17 protein-coding genes and 2 pseudogenes are annotated in these 17,826 nt (G+C 62.6%); 7 read left to right on the top strand and 12 right to left on the bottom strand.

The features are described 5' to 3' along the window. Positions 1-110: 110 nt before the first annotated feature. From CAP2UW1_RS23940 to CAP2UW1_RS14595, 4 genes and pseudogenes are all read left to right on the top strand, one after another. Positions 111-419 (top strand): type II toxin-antitoxin system prevent-host-death family antitoxin, encoded by a 309-nt coding sequence (locus CAP2UW1_RS23940; RefSeq protein WP_015767391.1) that lies wholly within the window; start codon positions 111-113, stop codon positions 417-419. Then, positions 419-733, top strand: coding sequence for a type II toxin-antitoxin system RelE/ParE family toxin (locus CAP2UW1_RS14600; protein WP_015767390.1), 315 nt, complete (start codon positions 419-421; stop codon positions 731-733). The genes CAP2UW1_RS23940 and CAP2UW1_RS14600 overlap by 1 nt, the downstream gene beginning before the upstream one ends. A gap of 75 nt (positions 734-808) precedes the next feature. Next, a pseudogene (locus CAP2UW1_RS26145) lies at positions 809-898 on the top strand (aminomethyltransferase beta-barrel domain-containing protein); the annotation flags it as partial. A 402-nt stretch (positions 899-1,300) separates the two neighbouring features. Then, entirely contained in the window at positions 1,301-2,455 is a 1,155-nt protein-coding gene (locus tag CAP2UW1_RS14595; RefSeq protein WP_412566873.1) for an SGNH/GDSL hydrolase family protein, read from the top strand. Between the two features lie 197 nt (positions 2,456-2,652). Here CAP2UW1_RS14595 and CAP2UW1_RS14590 read toward each other — a convergent pair whose 3' ends face one another. The 10 genes and pseudogenes from CAP2UW1_RS14590 to CAP2UW1_RS14545 all read right to left on the bottom strand — a co-directional run bounded on the left by CAP2UW1_RS14590 (position 2,653) and on the right by CAP2UW1_RS14545 (position 12,795). Next, positions 2,653-3,864, bottom strand: coding sequence for an ABC transporter permease (locus CAP2UW1_RS14590; RefSeq protein WP_015767388.1), 1,212 nt, complete (start codon positions 3,862-3,864; stop codon positions 2,653-2,655). Positions 3,865-3,894: 30 nt separating this feature from the next. Further along, positions 3,895-5,136 carry an ABC transporter permease gene (locus CAP2UW1_RS14585; RefSeq protein ID WP_015767387.1) on the bottom strand — a complete coding sequence of 414 codons (1,242 nt, stop codon included), beginning with the start codon at positions 5,134-5,136 and terminating at the stop codon, positions 3,895-3,897. Positions 5,137-5,294: 158 nt separating this feature from the next. Continuing rightward, on the bottom strand, positions 5,295-6,128 hold the full coding sequence (locus CAP2UW1_RS14580; protein ID WP_015767386.1) for a hypothetical protein: 834 nt from the start codon (positions 6,126-6,128) through the stop codon (positions 5,295-5,297). 137 nt (positions 6,129-6,265) lie between these two features. Beyond that, entirely contained in the window at positions 6,266-6,598 is a 333-nt protein-coding gene (locus CAP2UW1_RS14575) for a DMT family transporter (protein WP_015767385.1), read from the bottom strand. 13 nt (positions 6,599-6,611) lie between these two features. Next, entirely contained in the window at positions 6,612-7,016 is a 405-nt protein-coding gene (locus CAP2UW1_RS14570) for a DMT family transporter (RefSeq protein WP_081444192.1), read from the bottom strand. 397 nt (positions 7,017-7,413) lie between these two features. Continuing rightward, a pseudogene (locus CAP2UW1_RS26140) lies at positions 7,414-7,827 on the bottom strand (Druantia anti-phage system protein DruA); the annotation flags it as partial. A gap of 322 nt (positions 7,828-8,149) precedes the next feature. Continuing rightward, positions 8,150-8,794, bottom strand: coding sequence for a class I SAM-dependent methyltransferase (locus tag CAP2UW1_RS23930; protein WP_015767383.1), 645 nt, complete (start codon positions 8,792-8,794; stop codon positions 8,150-8,152). Positions 8,795-9,079: 285 nt separating this feature from the next. After that, the gene (locus tag CAP2UW1_RS14555) at positions 9,080-9,733 is read right to left on the bottom strand and encodes a DapH/DapD/GlmU-related protein (protein WP_015767382.1); all 654 of its coding nucleotides are present in this window, start codon (positions 9,731-9,733) and stop codon (positions 9,080-9,082) included. Positions 9,734-10,318: 585 nt separating this feature from the next. Further along, positions 10,319-11,113: a PEP-CTERM sorting domain-containing protein gene (locus CAP2UW1_RS14550; protein WP_015767381.1), complete on the bottom strand. Its 795-nt coding sequence runs from the start codon at positions 11,111-11,113 to the stop codon at positions 10,319-10,321. 356 nt (positions 11,114-11,469) lie between these two features. Continuing rightward, complete coding sequence (locus tag CAP2UW1_RS14545; protein ID WP_015767380.1) at positions 11,470-12,795, bottom strand: glycosyltransferase; 1,326 nt, start codon at positions 12,793-12,795, stop codon at positions 11,470-11,472. Positions 12,796-13,371: 576 nt separating this feature from the next. On the opposite strand from CAP2UW1_RS14545, the gene CAP2UW1_RS14540 reads away from it, so the two are divergent. Then, the gene (locus CAP2UW1_RS14540; protein WP_199931476.1) at positions 13,372-14,061 is read left to right on the top strand and encodes an MBL fold metallo-hydrolase; all 690 of its coding nucleotides are present in this window, start codon (positions 13,372-13,374) and stop codon (positions 14,059-14,061) included. A 19-nt stretch (positions 14,062-14,080) separates the two neighbouring features. Here the strand turns inward: CAP2UW1_RS14540 and CAP2UW1_RS14535 are convergent, their stop codons facing one another. Beyond that, positions 14,081-15,148 carry a nitroreductase family protein gene (locus CAP2UW1_RS14535; protein WP_015767377.1) on the bottom strand — a complete coding sequence of 356 codons (1,068 nt, stop codon included), beginning with the start codon at positions 15,146-15,148 and terminating at the stop codon, positions 14,081-14,083. After that, positions 15,138-16,034, bottom strand: a complete 897-nt coding sequence (locus CAP2UW1_RS14530; RefSeq protein WP_015767376.1) for a ThiF family adenylyltransferase — start codon at positions 16,032-16,034, stop codon at positions 15,138-15,140. Before CAP2UW1_RS14530 ends, CAP2UW1_RS14535 begins: the two co-directional genes overlap by 11 nt. A gap of 249 nt (positions 16,035-16,283) precedes the next feature. Between CAP2UW1_RS14530 and hfq the strand changes: the two genes are divergently transcribed. Together hfq and hflX are read left to right on the top strand one after the other, a co-directional pair. Next, a complete protein-coding gene (hfq, locus tag CAP2UW1_RS14525) occupies positions 16,284-16,523 on the top strand; it encodes an RNA chaperone Hfq (RefSeq protein ID WP_015767375.1) in 240 nt (79 codons plus the stop codon). A 114-nt stretch (positions 16,524-16,637) separates the two neighbouring features. Beyond that, positions 16,638-17,810, top strand: coding sequence for a GTPase HflX (hflX, locus tag CAP2UW1_RS14520; RefSeq protein ID WP_015767374.1), 1,173 nt, complete (start codon positions 16,638-16,640; stop codon positions 17,808-17,810). Positions 17,811-17,826: the final 16 nt, after the last annotated feature.

Genomic DNA, 17,826 nt, shown 5'->3' with positions numbered 1-17,826 from the left:
TCGCACCTGTCGTGCATGCAAAGGTGCATCGTCTTGGCGCTTTCGCTTGCCTCTACGCCATGAAATGAACACAATAAAGTACCTATTTTGGTTTGATTACGAGGCGCACCATGGAACAGGTTCTTGCATCCCGCTCGGTGAGTATCACTGAACTCAAACGCAGTCCCAGCGCCGTACTGGAACAGGCGGGTTCCGAACCTGTGGCCGTACTCAACCACAATCGCCCCGCGGCCTACCTGCTACCGCCGCATGTCTATGCGGCCATGCTTGAACGGCTGAACTCCGACCTGCGGCAGGCCATACAGGATGGCATCGACAGCGGCCCGGCCATTCCGGCCGATCAGGTTCTCGCTGAAATGAACGCCCGCTACGCCGAAGCTGGGCCCACCATCAAGCCTGGGGGCAAGCGCACCGCCTGATGGTAGCGGTCACCTTCTCGCCGAAGTCCCGGCAAGACATCCTCGACATCGGCGATTACATTGCCAAGGACAGTCCGGCCAACGCCCGTCGTTTCGTCGGCCAGCTGATCGAGCAATGCCAACGCATCGGCAATGCCCCACTGGCCTATACCGGCCGCGAGGAACTTGCCCCCGGTTTACGCATGGCGCCCATGGGCCGCTATGTGGTCTTCTTCCGGGTGCTGGACGACATGGTGCGCATCGAAAGAGTACTGCATGGCGCGCGTGATCTACCTGCCATCTTCAGGCAAGGAGTGCTGCACAAGGCGAAGTGAACGGAGGGTTGGCAGGCGACGAAGATGGAGGAGCGAGAGTTCTTCCTCGCCTCAATCAGCAACCGTTGGCGAAGCTTCGCGGAGCCGCAATGAGTCGTCACGCCGGGGCAATCGGTGGTGGCCTACGAAAGCCGGGTTTGCCTCGGTGGTGGGGTGATCGCCTGACCAATCCGTCGGCGGGCTTGTCGGCACGATTCTGTTGGTTACGATGACGGAAGCGCCTTCCATCCTTGCACAGGCTGCCGTTCCAAAGGCCTTGGGCTGCGCGCCCGGGCAGTCGTCGCGATATCGGCAACGGCATCTCCGGGTGCGCGGCGCGACGGTTGGCTGTCGGAAAATTTTACACACGATCCTCGGAAATCAGGTAAGTCACTGAAATAGTTGTCTTGGCATAATTCTTGCATTCGCTGGTGCAGAGGTGCTGATGGGCTCGATTGCTGGCTGAGCCGGGTCGGTTACCGTGTGCAGCGGTTGTGAATTTGGTGGCGTTTCTATCCTGTAACCATCTGGGGGGGCTTACACATGCGCAAATTTTTCGTCGGCTGGATCGCGGCGATTGCTCTTTCGATGCCAGCCGTGGCACTGGCCGGCTTCTCGACCATGTACGTTTTCGGGGACAGCTTGTCGGACAATGGCAATCTGTACAACTGGACCGGTGCTTCGAATCCGGTAACCGGGGGGATCCCGATCCCCGTGACCGGGCTACCCGGAGTTGCTTCGCCACTGTATAGCGCGGGGCGTTTCGAGAATGGCAAGAGTTATTCCGAACTGCTGTGGACCGGGCTTCAGTCCACGGGCCACATGGGCGCCACAGGCGACCTCACTCCGCGCGGGCTGAGGCCTTGGGACGACGCCGTCCCTCCCGGGATTGATCCGAATCCCCCCGGGGGAACCAACTACGCGGTCGGCGGTGCGCGGTCGCGCTACCACACCTTCGACGTAGCGGGGGGGTTGCCGCCGGTCGGCTTGCCGACGCCGGGATCGCCGGGTTCTGCCCTCTTTTCTCCGTTCAGCCTGCGCGGGCAGTACGCTCAGTTCCTCGCGGACACGGGAGGAAAGGCTGACTCGAAGGCTCTGTTTGTCGTCTGGTCGGGGTCGAACGATATCGGTGACGTGTTGGAGCTCGCTTCCGTCGGCCGCCTCGGCGATGCTACCGCGCGGCTCACGGAGGCCATTGAGGACATCGGGTTCGTGCTCAGCGGTCTGGTGGCCAGTGGTGTCGACTATCTGTTGGTGCCGAACGTGCCGGACCTCGGCCTGGTGCCGGAGACCAACGGCAATCCAGCGGCTTCGGGGGCGGCCACGTTCTTTTCGGTGTTGTACGACGACGCGCTCGCACGCATCCTCGACGGGCTCAGCCTGCTGAATCCGGACGTCTCGGTGCACCGGTTTGACAGCTTTGGATTCCTGCGTGAGGTCGCCGGTTCTCCTGGCGACTTCGGATTCACGGACGTCACGAACCCTTGCTTGGCGGGACTTTTCGTCGCGCCGCCGCCGACCGGCCCCGTTTCGGTTTGCGGCAACCCTGACGAGCACCTGTTCTGGGACACCATCCACCCCAGCGCCCGTGCGCACGAGTTCCTCGCGGAGCGGATGCTGGCGGTGGTTCCCGAGCCTGCCACGCTTCTGCTGGTGGGCATCGGCCTGGCGGCGTTCGGGCTGAGGAGCAGGCGCAGCCGTGGCGAAAGCGTCCAGGCCGCTGGGATTGCTGCCACACGGTAGCCGGCGAACAATTTGCCCGCGCGAGGAATAGCCGTCATGCGCAGGATGCCCGATCAAGGGGGTCCTGCGCCAGCTGCGATCAGATGTTGGCCAAGGCTATGCTATGACTCGCCTCAGTCGCGGGGCTGTGGCGAGAAGTGCCACAAGACAGATCCAATGTTGTTCGCTGGCGCTGGCCGCAGAGCAGCTATGGTCTGTCAGTGGTTCTGCCGGAGCGCGTCGGATACCGGCGTTCTGGCAACCCGGCTGGCGGGAAAGATGGCTGCCGACACCGTTGCCACCATGCCCACTGCGAAGGCAATGGCGAGTACCGAGGGCACGACGCGAATCGTCGCCGTATAGCCGATATTGGAGTTGGGTGGCGGTGGCATGGGAATGCCGATGGCGGAAATGCCCAATGCCAGAGCCGTACCGACCACCACACCGAGGGTGCTGCCGACAGCGCCCAGCAGGAAGTTCTCGGTCACGACCAGCTGGAATATCCGGAGTCGGTTGTTGCCCAAGGCCATCATCGTGCCGAACTCACCAGTCCGTTCGAAGACACTCATATTTACGCTGTTGCCGACGCTCAACAGCACCATGGCCAGGATTATCCCCTGCAGCACGCCAAACTGACGCTCATAGAGCGCAGCGGTGCTACTGTAGAAATCGTTGAGTTCCTCCCATGTTCTGATCTCCAGATCCTGACTTGCCAGCCGGTTTCGCAGGGAAGCCGCAATGCGCTCGGTGTCGGCCGTTACTTTCAAGGAGACGACCACGCTGTTGGCTCGGGGACTGCCAACCAACTCCTGTGCTGCCGACAACGGGATCCGCACGGCGCGCGCGTCGAAATCCTTGGAGAAGCTCTGAAATACCCCAACCACGTTGAACTCCTGTGTGTTCAACGCGCCTTCGGCGGCGTTGAGGAGCACAGTGGCGGTGTCTCCCGGCTTGAGCTTCAGGGTCCGCGCCACGCCTTCGCCAAGCAGGATGCCATAGGGGTCTGTCGGAGAAAGCTGGCGGCCAGCGATGATCTGCAGTTGCGTCCCGAGTCGTGCCTCCCTGTCCGGCTCAACCCCTTCGCCGATTATCGGCCAGTCGCTTCGGCCATTGTTGAGAAGGCCCGAGAAACTCATCCGCAGCATGACGTCATCGACCAGCGGCAGCTTCGCAACGGATTCGCGTAGCTCGTCCGGGTGGTCGATGAGGTATTGATCGGGACTGCGCCCACCTTTTGCAAAATAGCCGACTCTCAGAACCTGCAAATGACCGGACTGAGAGCGAATGATTGACTCAGCCAGTTGGAAGAGCATGTCATTCACAAAGCCGCCACTGAGGATCAGGCCGACGATCCCGAAGACAATTACCGCCAGAGTCATGGCGGTTCGCACCTTGTGGCGAAGAATATTGCGCAGCGCAAGTTTCAGCATTTGTTGTCCTGATACCCGCAGGTCGAAGAGTCAGCGTTGGTGCCGCAAGGCATCGACGATCTCCATGCGCGATGCCCTCCACGCTGGATAAATGCTGGCCAGCAAAGTTGTCGCGAGCGCAAGAAGGAAGGCCTGCGCTGCCAGTCCGGGTGTCAGCATGATCGCCCCGGTGTAACCTTCAGTCATGCCCGGCGGTGGCGGCATGGGGATGCCAATCCATGAAATCAGGGCTGCCAGCAGCCAGCCGACGAGCACGCCGAGCGCACCGCCGATCAGACCGATGGTCAGCCCTTCATAGACAAACTGCCGCAGGATCTGCAACCTGCGGCGACCGATAGCCAGGCAGGTGCCTATTTCCGACGTACGTTCGAGGACATTCATGGTCATGGTGTTGGAGATGCTCAGGATGATGACCATGGCAATGATCAGTTCCACCACCATGACCTGTTGTGACATGAGGGTAACCGTCTTGTTGTAGAAATCGGCCAGTTCGTACCATGGAACGAACTGGATGCCGGTATCTTTGAAATCCGCACGTAACTTCTTCAGCATATTCGCAGTATGCGCCGTTTCATCAAGTACGAGGATCGAAAGGTGAACGCCGGAGATGCGGAGAAGGTGCTGGGCCAACGGCAAGGGAACCCGCAGTGCCGAGTCATCGTAGGCCTTGCTGACGGTGCTGAACAAGCCACGAACGTTCGCCTCGACGGCGTTGAATCCGCCCGATGGCGTCGTCGCCATCAACACCACTTTGTCTCCCACCTTGGCGCCGAGATTCTCCGCCAGACCGCGGCCAAGCAAGATTCCCTTGGCGTCCTCCGGCGTGAGGTTGCGGCCGGCGCTGATCTGCAGACTCGGACTGAGGATACGCTCCTTCTCCGGACTGACTCCTTCGCCGATGAATGACAGCGTGGTTTCTCCGTGGCTGACCAGCCCGGTAAAGGCCACTCTTGGCGCCGCTGTGCGTACCGCAGGCAGCTTCTCGATGGCCGGGACCCGCAGAGCACTCTCCGGCGTCAAGTACTTGTAGGGGTCCGCCTGTCCGTTTTCCAGGTAACCCGGCCGCATGACGTGGATGTGGCCAAGCCCTTCCTCAATGGTGCCCTCTCGGGCCGCCCAGAAAATCCATTCGACGAACCCGGCTGTCAGCAACAACGCAATTACGCCGAAGGCCACGGCCGAGATGCCAAACAGGCTTCGTCGATACTGGCGAACGATATTCCTGAAGGCGTTCAAGAACTCCGACCACAGATCTGCCCACGTCACTTGCACCTGAGACCCTCCCGAGGCATGCGTGCCCACGCCGCATTCTGGCATAGCATGGCGCAAAAAGGGATCTCGCGGAAGCGCGGGCAAAGGGATCAGCGCTCGTCGCAGCGGTGGTGGCTACAGGCGTCTGCGCAAGAGCTCGCCTCTCGCACGGTTTCGGGTCAGCGCGCGCCGCAGACGGCGGCGGACCCTGTCGTGGACTTCGTCGAGCAACTTCTGGTCGGGCGCACGGCTTTTGCGAAGCGTCGCCGTTCCCGAAGGATCCGCCGCGAAGACACCCTCGATGACGAGGCAGTGACCACCGCGCGACCGTCGGCAACACAGAGCACGTGCCCGTCGAGCCTGCCCGGTCCGCTCACACCCTGGCGCCCCATGCCGAAGGTTTTGCTGTCGAGTACCGCGTCGAACGACCCCAGCATCACCTGTGAAGGATGACCGTCGACGCGCAGCGCTTCGGCCACCAGCGTAGCCATCATCGGGCAGGTGCCGGCCCAGTTGTGCAGGTACAGCCAGCCGAGATCGAAGAAACGGTCGAAGATGCGCTGCACGCAGGCCGCCAGCGCGGCATCGGAAATGCGATTCACAAGCAAAGCACGGCGCAGCGTGACGCGAGAGACAAAGGCGCCAGCCAGGAATTCTTCGAACTGTTCGAGCGCTGCGGCGTGGCGGGCGGTGGGCTCGACGAGCGCATCGTCGCCGTTGCCGATCCCGCGCGTTATGCGCAGCATGTCGGCGCGGGCCATCGCCTGCACGCGATTCGCCACCTCGTCGGGCGCGGCACCGAGTGCGGCGGCGATCGAGCCCCCGACGGCGGCAGCGGCGCGCGCGCTGCGCACCAGCATCAAGAAGTCGAGCAGCAGCGGCTGCAATCCAACGCCGACGGTGCGCTCGGCCGAGCGCGACACGTCGCGCAGCGAATCCACCTCCGCCAGTGGATCGTCGGTGCGCAGCCAGCGGCGATGGTGTTCGGCCCCGGATTGCGCCGGGCCGAACAAGGGTACGCCGCTGACTGCGTAGTTCGCCGTCGACCGAAGATACGGTGCGGTGGTGGGGCTGACGAGCGCGAAACAGAATGTTACCCCGGTTCACGGGGCAGCAAAGAGGGGTACGTCCGGTTGCCTGACCGGCCCGCTCACCTCGGCACCGCCGCCGAAAACACCTGCAACACCACCACGCCCGCGACGATCAGCACGATGCCGATCAGCGCCGGCCGGTCCATCACCTGCTTGAACACGACCTGCCCGACAATCGTGATCAGGGCCACCCCCGAGCCCGACCAGATCGCGTAGACCGGGCCGACCGGCAGCGTGTCGAGCGTCAGCGACAGCAGGTACAGCGCGAGGCCGAAACAGCCGGCCATCACGAAGGCCCAGGGCCAGATCTTCTTGAAGCCGTCGGTAAGCTTCATCGCCGTGGTCGCCATTACCTCGGCACAGATCGCGACGAAGAGGATCAGCCAGGTCATCGCGCAGGCGCCTTCATGCCGCCGTGGTCTTCGAAAAGCCGTTGATCGCCACCACGCCGGCGATGATCAAGCCGACACCGGCGAGCCCCGCGGCATCCAGCGGCTGATCGAGCCAGAACCAAGCCACCAGCGTGACCAGCGCCACACCCACCCCCGACCACAGCGCGTAGACCACGCTGACCGCGATGCGCTTGACGCACAGCGCGAGCAGAATGAACGCGATCTCGTAGCAGGTGATGACGATCACCGAAGACCACAGCCGCGTGAAGCCTTCGGTGGACTTCAGCATCGTCGTGGCGATGACCTCGGCGACGATGGCGATGACGAGCAGTAGCCAGTACAGGCCCGGCGGGCCCGATGGGACCGGCGCGGCGCCGGCTTGTGCGGCTTGTGCGGCTTGTGCGGCTTCGTTCGCCATCGGTGATAGGGATAGGGAATCCAACGGTACCATTAGGAGTATATGAGCCTCCATCAAGGGGCGTCAATCTCGAATTTCGTAAGTATTCGGCCATCCCGTAGTGAGGCAGTGGGGTTGGCGAGGGGGTTAGCGGCAGAGGAGTGATCGGGAGGATCGGTGAAGGGGATAGAGCCAGATATCCTTGATCGGGAGGATCGACTTGCTGGTGGGGCACTTCTTGCCTCACCCGGCGGTTTGACGGACGTTGATCCAGTTGGCGGCCGGGTAGCAGGTGCCGCGATGGCGGGGCGTCTCGACGAAGGTTTCGAGCAGCACGGGGCGGTAACCGTAGCGCCAGCCAGTCGATGGGTAGTTGCCGCTGCATGAGCGAGAGGATCTTGGCGGCCAGGCCCTTGCACTGGATCCGGGGCAGGATCAGAAAGCGGGCATTGTTCACCACGAGTTGCAGGTTCCTTTGTCGCTGGTGATCGTGCCAACCGATGAACTGCTCGCGCGCGGCGAGTTTCCAGGCGCTGGCGCCGAAGCTGAGCAAGGCGACGAGGGGGTCTCGCCGGCGAAGACGAACTATCGGCACTGACTGCCCGCCATGGGCGTGTGGCCGAGATAGTGGTAACGGGCGATGTATTCGTTCCACAGACGCGAGTTCGCCGAACCGACGACCTGGTGCATAGAGAGCAGCGGCAGTTGATGCACCGGCTGAGTGAGCAAGGGCTGTGGATCGGTGGCGTGCGTGGCAGATACTCGGGTTGGCGAGGAGCGGCCGTCGTGCAGCTAGCAGGGTGAGCAGGCCGTCGGCTTGCCTGCGCAGCATGGCCACCCGGCAGGTCATGTCCTTGAGCTCGCCATTGGGCTTGCACCAGTCGAAGAGCGCGCACACATGACGCGAGAGTTGCGCCCAACTGCTGCCCGGAGGGGCCTCGATCAGGGCCCGCCGGAACTCGGCTTGATGCTCTCTCATAGACCAGGTGTTCGGCGTCGATTTCACGCAAGCGCTCGAGCGCAAAGGCCGGTCGAGCGCAGGAGCGCAGCAGCCGTTCCAGGCCCGGGCGGTCGTGCCTTCGATGCGCACGCTGGCGTCGTGGGAGCAGCCGCCACCGTGCGCCCAGTTCGCCATCGTCTCGGCGTCTTCCGGCTCAAGCACACCGTTTTCCGGGCAGACGGGAGAAGGTCTCAGCCTGCTTCCTGGACAGCACGAAGCGGTGAAAAGGTTGATGCAAGACGCCCAGTTGATCGATCACGTCGTGGATGTCGACGTTGTCGGAATAGGGCGTGCCGACAATCAGCCTGCCCCCGGGGGCAACCTGATCAGCCAGTCGGGCAAGCAACTCGAAGGGTTCGTCGACATGCTCAATGACGCCCTGGCAGGTCACCACATCGTACCTGCGGGCCAGCACGCCGGGATCGCAGTGCTGCTGGTTGTACGGATCGTAGCCACGGCACTGGTAGCCCTTGTCGACGAGGTAGCGCACAAAGAGGCCACTTCCGCAACCGTAATCCAGCACCGAATGCTCGTGTAACAAACCGGCGGCGACCAGGATCTTCAGCCGCTTCGCCAGAAGCCGCTGCGAGAAGAAGTCGTCGCGCTGCCGCTGGACTGGATAGTTGGCGTAAATCCGGTCATAGTCGACCGGTTCGAGCGCGTTCAGCGTGCCGCAGTGCCGGCATCGCCAGACGGTATAGCTCTCGTGCTCGACATCGCGCGTGGCGCCGCGTACCCTGACCTGTTCGGGGTCGCGGCTCGACTGGTGGCAGATTCTGCACGGTTCGTCGACGGCCACGATGCCTCCACCCAGCGGCAGCGCCGCCCAAGTGTCAGGCCGATCCGCGGCCGATCGGGTGCCTCAGCTTGTCTGCTGCCGGTAGCGCTCGTTGCCACTTCTCAGCATCGCGCAGAACTATGTCATTCCGGACAACGTGTTCCGAATATCGGTACTCCGGCAATCGCGAAGAGGCTGGGGATCTGGGCCTGCTGCGGTTGCGACCTTGAGCATCGCGAGTCGTCGCAGGCTTCGTCAGCGGCGCCCTTGCTCGTGTCGACGAAGCCCCGAATTTCTCCAGTGTCGTCACAGCCACTTGCGCGCGGGGTTGCCTCGCCAGGTCTCGCCGGCCGGAATCCTGGTGCCCGGCATTACGTAGGAACCGCCCATGAGCGTGACATTCTCGCCCAGCTCGGTGCCCGGCAGGACTACCGAATTGACGCCAACGGTGGCCCCGGCACCGATCTTTACGCGGCCGCAGGTGAGCTTGCCGCCATGCAGCATGTTCCCGGAGACCAGGGACGCGTTTCCCAACACTGCACCATCGCCGATGGTCACCATGTAGGGATCGTCAATCGTTCCTCCGAGTGCGACGTTGGTGCCAACGCGAGCGCCGAAAAGGGCCTCGACGACTGGCTTGACAAAAACGGGGGTGAAGGGAAGGAGCGAACCCTGTCCCAGCCGGTAAACAATGGTCAACAGTTTCCAGTACGTGAAGGTCGCAGAATCCATGGTGTATTCGCCCGGCTTCATCGGCCGAAATCTCAGGAGCAAGCGTACGACCAGCGCCGAGAAAAGCCCGTAGAAAAGTAGAGCGAGCAGGAAGTCGACGATGACATGGTATTCCGCCGCCAGGGCTGTCGTCAGCGGCAGCAGGCAGACGATCAAACCCAGCGTGGCCGCGACGATGGCGCTGATGGCGCCGCCGCAAAGAAGGAAGTCGAGATAGCTGGCCTTCATCACATCGCTCCTCAGTCAAACCCGTGGTGGACCGATGGCTACTGTGCCCCGGTCAATTCCTGGGCACGGCGCCGCGCCGCGGGCATGCTCAATCGGTTTTCCGCTCCAGCGCGGTCGATGGCCCCGAAACGTGCTGCGTTTGCGGTGTGGAAGCCACAGCGCCGCGAGTCATCCGGCCGCCGCGAATACGAGTATCCACGGCGTCGGTGGCTGCTGTCAATCTGCGAGTTGCTACCAAGAAAGCCCCTGGCAGGGCTGCGAAGCAGGACTCCCGGGCAAGGCCGATCAAGCAACAGCGCCAGGTGAACAACGGGATCAGCAAGAGGGCGACCCGGTTCGTCACGCCTTCATCGCCACCCCAAGAGGCTTCGCGCGCGGCGTAGGCGGGCGTCGCGGCCGACTACCGGGCGCAGGTACTGGTGCTGCTCGCCACTCGGAGTCATCTGACTGAGGCTGACTGACTATGGGGGTGAATGGTCCGCTCTTGGGCGACTCGCTGGACCAAAGAAAACGCCCTCTGCACTGGTGAGTGGAGAGGGCGTCCCAGCCACCCGACGACTTCATCGGGTGACAAATCGGCGCGAGTTACAGCGACGAACGACGACGACGGATGCCACCCAGGGCCAGCAGACCGAGACCTGCCAGGACGAGCGAACCAGGCTCGGGAACCGTCGTGACTGAGTCGAGGGTGAGGTCAAGAGACACAAAAGTACCCAGCGGATCGATCAAGGCCTGCAGCGCGCCGACAGAGGAAAAATCAACGGGGTTCCAGGAACCGGGCGATCCAGCACAAGTCGTGACGGCACCCGGGATCATATTGTCGCAATCAAGAAAGGCGAGGAAGGGGATGAGTGACACTCCCGGCACCGGATGCGCCAGGGAATTCAGCTTCACACTACTCCAGTGGGTGTCATCGGTCCACGCGGTGAGGATAAAGTCGAAGCCGGCATCGGCGAAGACGATATCGAGTTGAAAACTCGAGGCGAACGGGCTCCCCAGGTCAACACCACCAAGGCCCGTCGTGTTGACGTCGGTGAAGCCCGTGGCCGCGTGCGAGCCATCCCAGAGGATCATTCCCGTGCCGGAGGCCCCCGAGTCAGTATTAAAGCTCACGGCACCAGTGTCGACACCGATGCTTGCGTTACGGACCGCTGGATTGGTGCTGACTTTCGTTTCCACGCCGAGGTCACGGTAGCCGCCCAAGATGTTACCGACGGGAAGGCCAGCTTCCGCAACCTGTGAAAACAGACCAACGCCATCAATGACGGTATCGGTCAGATACGCCTGATCGGTCGAGAAAAGGTCAATTGTTACCGCGCTAGCTGACGCGCTGGCACCGAGGGCCACGGCCACTGCAATTGCGCCGAGAGTTTTTTTCATTTTGAAATTCTCCAAGAAAGTTACATGCACTTAACAGAAACAGAGGCTCTGCAGCGTTGTGATGACAGTCCAAATCAGCCACCTGAACTCACTAAAGCTAAAACCATGCCTGGTTATGCAGTGGAATTTAAAAACAATGACTTACGAGAATCCGTGTCGCCGATGAGTCTCTGTAGAGCATTCGTGTGTAAGAAATTCCGACACACCCCCCTCGGCGGAGTGACTGTTCGAAGGCTTAGGATCCCGTCCTTCTGATGTCTGCAGGCGCGTTGAATCGCCGGCTTGCCTCTGCGAGGCGATGGCCGCAGACGATCCAAAAGGCCTCGTCGCGGTCGTTGGCCGGACGTGTGTGGCTGTCACTTGCCGCCCATCCCGGCGACAGAATGGGCGGTGATGTCACCCTGTGCAAAATGGTGGGCAAGTACTTGGGTGAGGCGATCGCTGGCGGACAAGCCACAGAATTGCGTGGCGACACGGCGTGCAGATTCGCTGAACTCGCTGCGCGAAAGCAACGCCTTGACGCTTTCGCGCAATTGGGTGCCTGCGAAGCGGTCGGCGCGCAGGGTCAGGCCGGCGCCGGCACGCGTGATGGCTTCCATGTTCAGGAACTGATCCAGATTGCCGGCGATACCGATTACCGGCACGCCGGCAGCTAGAGCCTGTTGGCTGGTGGGGCTGCCACCGTTGCAGACCACCAGGCTGGCGCGGTGGGACGCCTCGTCACCAGGGAGGTACTGGGCCACGTAGGCATTGGCCGGTATCGCTCCCGCGAGGCTGCTGCCCGCTGTTGCCGCGATCACCGTGACCTCCAGATCGCTGAGTGCCTGCAGTACATGTGGTAACAATGCACCCTGACCCGAACTGCCAAGTGTGACGTAGGCGATTGGTCGTTCAGACGAAAGGGTATTCCACCACAGCGGTGCGCTCACCGGTGGCTTCCAGATGATGGGGCCAATAAAATGATGGTTTGCCGGCAAGGACAACGTCGGGAAAAACTGCGGAAGGTCCGCATAGAGAACGTGATCGGCATCGGTGTAGGCGCGGCGGACATCATGCCCCAGCGACGACATGCCGTATTTGCGCCTGACTTGATCGAGAGGGCGGGCATGGAGCGCGAAAGCCAGTGGCCGCGCCAGGCGAAAGAGCATCGTCGCGAGCCCGATCGGCAGCAAGCGTGTCAGCGGCAAGCTGGGCACCGGATAGGCCGGAACACGGTAGTAGGGGCTCCAGTAGGCATTGCTGATTGCCAGATAGGGGATTCTGGCCAGGCGGGCACTGACGGAAAGTGACAGCCTGAAGTCGCCGATCACCAGGTCGGGTTTGACTTTCTCGAACAGGGACAAGTCGTCGTGAACGTAGGCTTCAAGCGTGGCGGTGTCGTAAACCGGCTTGCCTTGTGCCAATCGATTGAGAAAGGTATCGCTGGCTATCGATGGAACCGGGCAGAACTCCCCGGCAAAGTCACCTAGCAACCACTGGCAGCGGGGATCGCAGGCGAAGACCCGATGGTAGCGACTCGTGTCCGGCGCCTCGATGAGAGCGAGGGGGCGTGCCACATGAGCGAGGGTCACTGCCTCAGCGAAGAAAAGGATTGTTTTCCTGTCCATTAGCGAGTTCCCCATGCCTTCTCGTGCCTGTGGGTCCGCCGTGGCCGGCAGCTCTCCAGTCGTCAGCGGCTTCATCTTGCCCGTCTCCTTCAGCAAGAGACCTCACCGGCGCCGGTAGGCGGCTGAAGTTGGTGAGTTCGTCGATCGATCCATCTGCATGTCTCTGAAATGCACGTCTTCGCGGGTGGCGTTGTAGTCCCAGGGTCAGCACGGCAGATGTGCGTTCAAGTCTTACGGCTGAACCCCTGGTCAAACGTCCTGGTGCTCCCTGCGTATCGCAGTCACGGTCGAGGCTTGGGCGCCCCGCGCCAAGACTCCGCGTATGTCATGCGCAACTACAAGGTACGGAGCGCCATTCGCACCCAGCACCTTAGCACCTATTGGGTCAGCAAGACAGCCAGTGGCGCATTCTGGGGCCGACTGTCGGGAGCAGAAAACATGCTTGTCGGCCGCTGGGAAGCCAATGCGCGCGCGCCCAGGTCGTTCTGCGTGACGTGATCGCGGGTCTTGTGTCAGGATATGGTTTCCAGGCAACTCAGTGCGTCTGGCACCGATTGTATCGGGGACGGAATGATCAAAATTCTGCGCTTGCTTCTCGCTTCGGCCCTCCTTCAATCTGGGCTAGCCGCATCGGGGCGAGACTTTGAACACGTGGAAGTGGTTCAGATCCCGCTCAGCGTGTCGAATGTCCATCTAGTCAAGAGCGGCACGCGTTGCTTTCTCGTAGATGCGGGCAGCCCAGATGACCTGCCGAAGCTCGCCGCGGCTTTGGCGCGCGAGGGTTTACGGTTTCCGGACCTGTCAGCCGTCATTCTGACGCATGGGCATGCCGATCATGCCGCTCTGGCAGCGGAAATCAGGCGCCGCAGCGGCGCGGTGGTGATCGCCGGCCGCGGCGATCGTTCGATGCTGGAGTCCGGCGTCAACGAGCCGGTCACGCCCACCAGCTTCACCGCCAGGCTGATCCTGATGCTACCGCTCGATGCTCGTTACGAGCCTTTGCGGGCTGACGTCGAGGTCGATGGCGAACTCGACCTGGCCCCGTACGGCCTGGCCGGACGAGTGCTGCCGGTGCCCGGGCACACGCCCGGGTCGCTGGCGGTGGTGCTCGACGATGGCCGTGCCTTCGTCGGCGACATGATGCTCGGTGGCTGGCTGGGGGGGGCTCTGTTTGCCCAGCGGCCGGGCGAGCATTACTTCCACATGGATGTGGCAGGCAACGGCCATAGCCTGGCCGCTCTCGCCAAGCTGCCGATCCGGCAGTATTTCCTCGGCCATGGAGGCCCGCTGAGTCAGGAGGCCGTACGCGAGTACCTTGGTCGCGAGGGCGCTGCGCGCTGAACTCGGCGAGTAAACGCGGCTAACGCATCAGGCGCTCGCGCTCGAGTCGCAGCGAACGACTGGACGGTACCGACGAAACTCCGACACGGCAGAAGAAAAAGAAGGGCTCGTCCGGACCGCAGCCGGCCAGATCTTCAAACACCTGCGCAAGGCGGTGAGCGCTTGCGAATAGCGCCGGGTCGGCGGAAAACCGGCGATCGGCGCGCGCATACCAGCGAAAGATCACCGGGGTCAATTCGGGCTGCAGGTGCAGCCCCTCCCTGGCGACCGTCAGCCATACACGCTGCAGGCACATGCCCAGCCGCACCCAGTCGTGCAGCCCGGCAGGTGCTTGTCTGGGGCGCAGCAGCAGGTGCGCGCCGCACAGGACAGCCGGCAGGAAGTCGAGCTCGACGCGTGGAATGACGGTGCCCAGGAGGTAGCGATTGAAGAACTGCACGCGCTCCCAGCTCTGCATGACCCATTCCATGAGACGGGCGGTCATCGGGTCAACGCCAACCGCCTGCTCCGGAATACGATCCTGGCTGAAGCGGGCTCGCCATTCGATGACGTCCCGATGCACGGCGAACGCCTCGGGGCAGGTGAGGCGTATTTCAGCGTTGTGCCAAAGCAGTGACGCCACCTTGAGGCGCTTCGCGAAGGATGCGAAATACTGGACGGCGACTTCATCGCCGGCGGCCGCTTCGATCGCCGCGCGCTGCGCCGCGGTCAGCGGCGTGGTACGCATCGGCCGGCGCTGGACGACCCGTTGCTGGATATGTGGGAAGAGCGGGTCTGGCGGCACGCCCGGATTCGTCGAGAAATGCACGTCGTACGTGGGCGCGCGCGCTTCCTCGTCGGCCTCGACTGTCCAGTGCGTTGCCAGACCAAAACCCGATGCCGCCACGCGCAGCGTCTCGAGCAGCGCACCGTGCGCCATATGGCTGGCACGACCTTCGTAGTCGTAGAGGACGTGGTCACGCGTATCGTGGCCATGCACGCGCAAGTGCTGGTCGCCGACGATGCTGAAGCGCCAGGGTTGCGTGTTGTCGCCGCTGGGTGCCCAGCGCGCGAGATCCAGCAACTGGAGCAAGGTCTCACGGTTCATGGTGGCGGCCGCTCGGTGGTGTTTTGGCCATTCCGTTGAGTTGTGCCTTGACCAGCATGATCATCAGGCGCTGTAGCGGGTTGCGGTAGCCGAGGGGGCGCCAGGTCCGTACGAGGCGCATGCGGTAGGCATCGAACTGGCTGGCCCAGGGGGCCAGTCTAACGCCGCCGCGGCCGAGGAGCAGCTTGAGGACGTCCACCGCCGTCACGCCGGCGCAGAGCTGGCACGCGGCCATGCTTGACGGGCCGCGCCTCTCCGCCAGATTGATGCGCGTGCTGTCGGCTACGTAGCCACGCTGGAGCATCGCCGGCGACAGGCCGACGAGGAAGCGCACCGACATCTCGAGTTCATCGCCATCGTCCCAACCGAAGTAGTCCTCGAACGACATCCCACCGGGGCCGAAGACCACCAGGGCGGTGCCGAGGCCCAGAGGAGCTGCAGTGACCACCGGAATGCCCTTGCGTTCGCACGCGGCAAAGGTCATTCGCCGGGCGCCGAAGGCAAAGAAGTCCAGGCCGTCAACGTAGACGTCGACTCCATCGAGGAAGGCATCGATCGAGTCCGCCTGGATGCCGTCAGCGAAGGCGCGCAGATCGACCTCCGGGTTGATGTTACGCAGCATCTGGCCCATCACGTCGATCTTCGGGCGGCCCAGCGTGTCCACCCCGGCGCCGATCTGGCGATTGAAGTTGGCTGTTTCGAAGACATCGAAGTCGGCAATCGAAAACCGACCGATACCCAGACGGGCGAGGGTGAGCAGGTGAACGCCGCCGACTCCACCGAGCCCGCCAATGGCCACGCGCGACTGACGCAGTTTCTGCTGCTCGGATTCGGTAACCCAGCCGACATTTCTCGAAAAGGCTTCGTGGTAATCGAAGATGCCCATGGTCTTCCTTGGTTGCGCGAGTTTGAGTTTCGAATCAAGAGCCGTACTCAGGAGCCGTACACTACCTGAAGCACCGCACCGAGCCAATCGGCAGCTCACCGGACGGTATGTTCGATGCTGCCGTTTCGCCTGCAGAATTCGCCAGCGGGCAGCCGGCCGGCCGAGCATCTTGCGCCCTGATCTGGCAAACGGCGGCAAAATCCATTATGCTGAAACTCCCAGAACATAATTAAAGATGGAGTTTGAAGGATGACTAACAAAGGGCAACTTCTACAAGACCCCTTTTTGAACACGCTGCGGCGCGAGCGCGTGCCGGTTTCGATCTACCTCGTGAATGGCATCAAGCTCCAAGGTCAGGTCGAGTCCTTCGACCAGTATGTCGTCCTGCTCAAGAACACGGTCACCCAAATGGTATACAAGCATGCCATTTCGACGGTCGTGCCCTCGCGTCCGATCACCATTCAGCAGGACGCCGACGGCGAGGCGTGAGCGGGTCGCCTCGTCTCCATCGTTCCGTCGCGCTGGCACCGGGCTGGGTCAGCCCGCGTTTGCAGCGATCTTCTGACGGTTCCCCGTTGCAGCCGTCTTTCCCAGGTCACCGACATGCATGAGCGTCCCTCGGGTGAGGAGCGCGCGGTCATCGTCCAGCTCGACTTCGGCCGTGACGACCTGACCGAACAGCTGGAAGAGGTTCGTCTGTTGACCCGGTCGGCAGGCGCCGCTGTCTGTGCGGTGGTGCATGGGCGTCGTCACAGCCCGGATGCGGCGACCTACGCCGGCAAGGGAAAAGTGCTCGAGGTCGCCGCCGAAGTCGCCGCGCACGAGGCCGACCTGGTGATCTTCAATCACGAACTGAGCGCTGGGCAGGAGCGCAATCTGGAGCGCGCCCTGCAGTGTCGCGTCATCGACCGGACCAGTCTGATCCTCGATATTTTCGCGCAACGTGCGCAAAGCGCCGAGGGCAAACTGCAGGTCGAGCTGGCGCAGCTCGAGCACCTCGCTACTCGCCTGGTGCGTGGCTGGACGCACTTGGAACGGCAAAAGGGCGGTATCGGCCTGCGCGGTCCGGGTGAAACTCAGCTCGAAACCGACCGGCGCCTGCTGGGGATTCGCGTCAGGCTGTTGAAAGAGCGACTGGGCAGGCTCGAGCGCCAGCGCGGCGTGCAGCGCAAGGCGCGGGGACGCGGCGAACTGCTGAACGTATCGCTGGTCGGCTACACCAACGCCGGCAAATCGACGCTGTTCAACTCACTCACGCATGCGGGCGTGTTTGCTGCCGACCAGTTGTTCGCGACGCTGGATACGACGACGCGTAAACTGTGGCTGGCGGAAGCCGGCCATATCGTGCTCTCCGACACGGTCGGCTTCATCCGCGATCTGCCGCACTCGCTGGTGGCAGCCTTCCACGCCACACTCGAAGCGACTGCCGAGGCGGATCTGCTGCTGCACGTGGTCGATTCGGCAAGCCAAGCGCGTGACGAGCAGATAGCCGATGTGAACAAGGTTCTTGCGGAGATCGGTGCCGCCGACGTTCCGCAGTTGCTGGTGCTCAACAAGCTCGATCTGACCGGACTACCACCGGCAGTCGAGCGTGACGAATATGGTAGAATCCGCCGCGTTCGTGTCAGCGCCAAAGGCGGTGACGGACTGCCACTACTGCGGGAAGCGCTGGCCGAAGTGGCTCTCGCGAAGACGGGCAGGCTGCGCGAGCGGTCCTCGGCCGCCGCAACTGTGCAGGCTACCGACCTGATTACTGATTCAGACTGGTCCCCATGATTTCAAGCCTTGGAGT

This window comes from Candidatus Accumulibacter phosphatis, assembly GCF_000024165.1.
In the GTDB taxonomy this organism is placed as follows: domain Bacteria; phylum Pseudomonadota; class Gammaproteobacteria; order Burkholderiales; family Rhodocyclaceae; genus Accumulibacter; species Accumulibacter phosphatis.
Note: the sequence above shows the minus strand (reverse complement) of the source record. Positions and strands in the feature narration are given on the sequence as shown.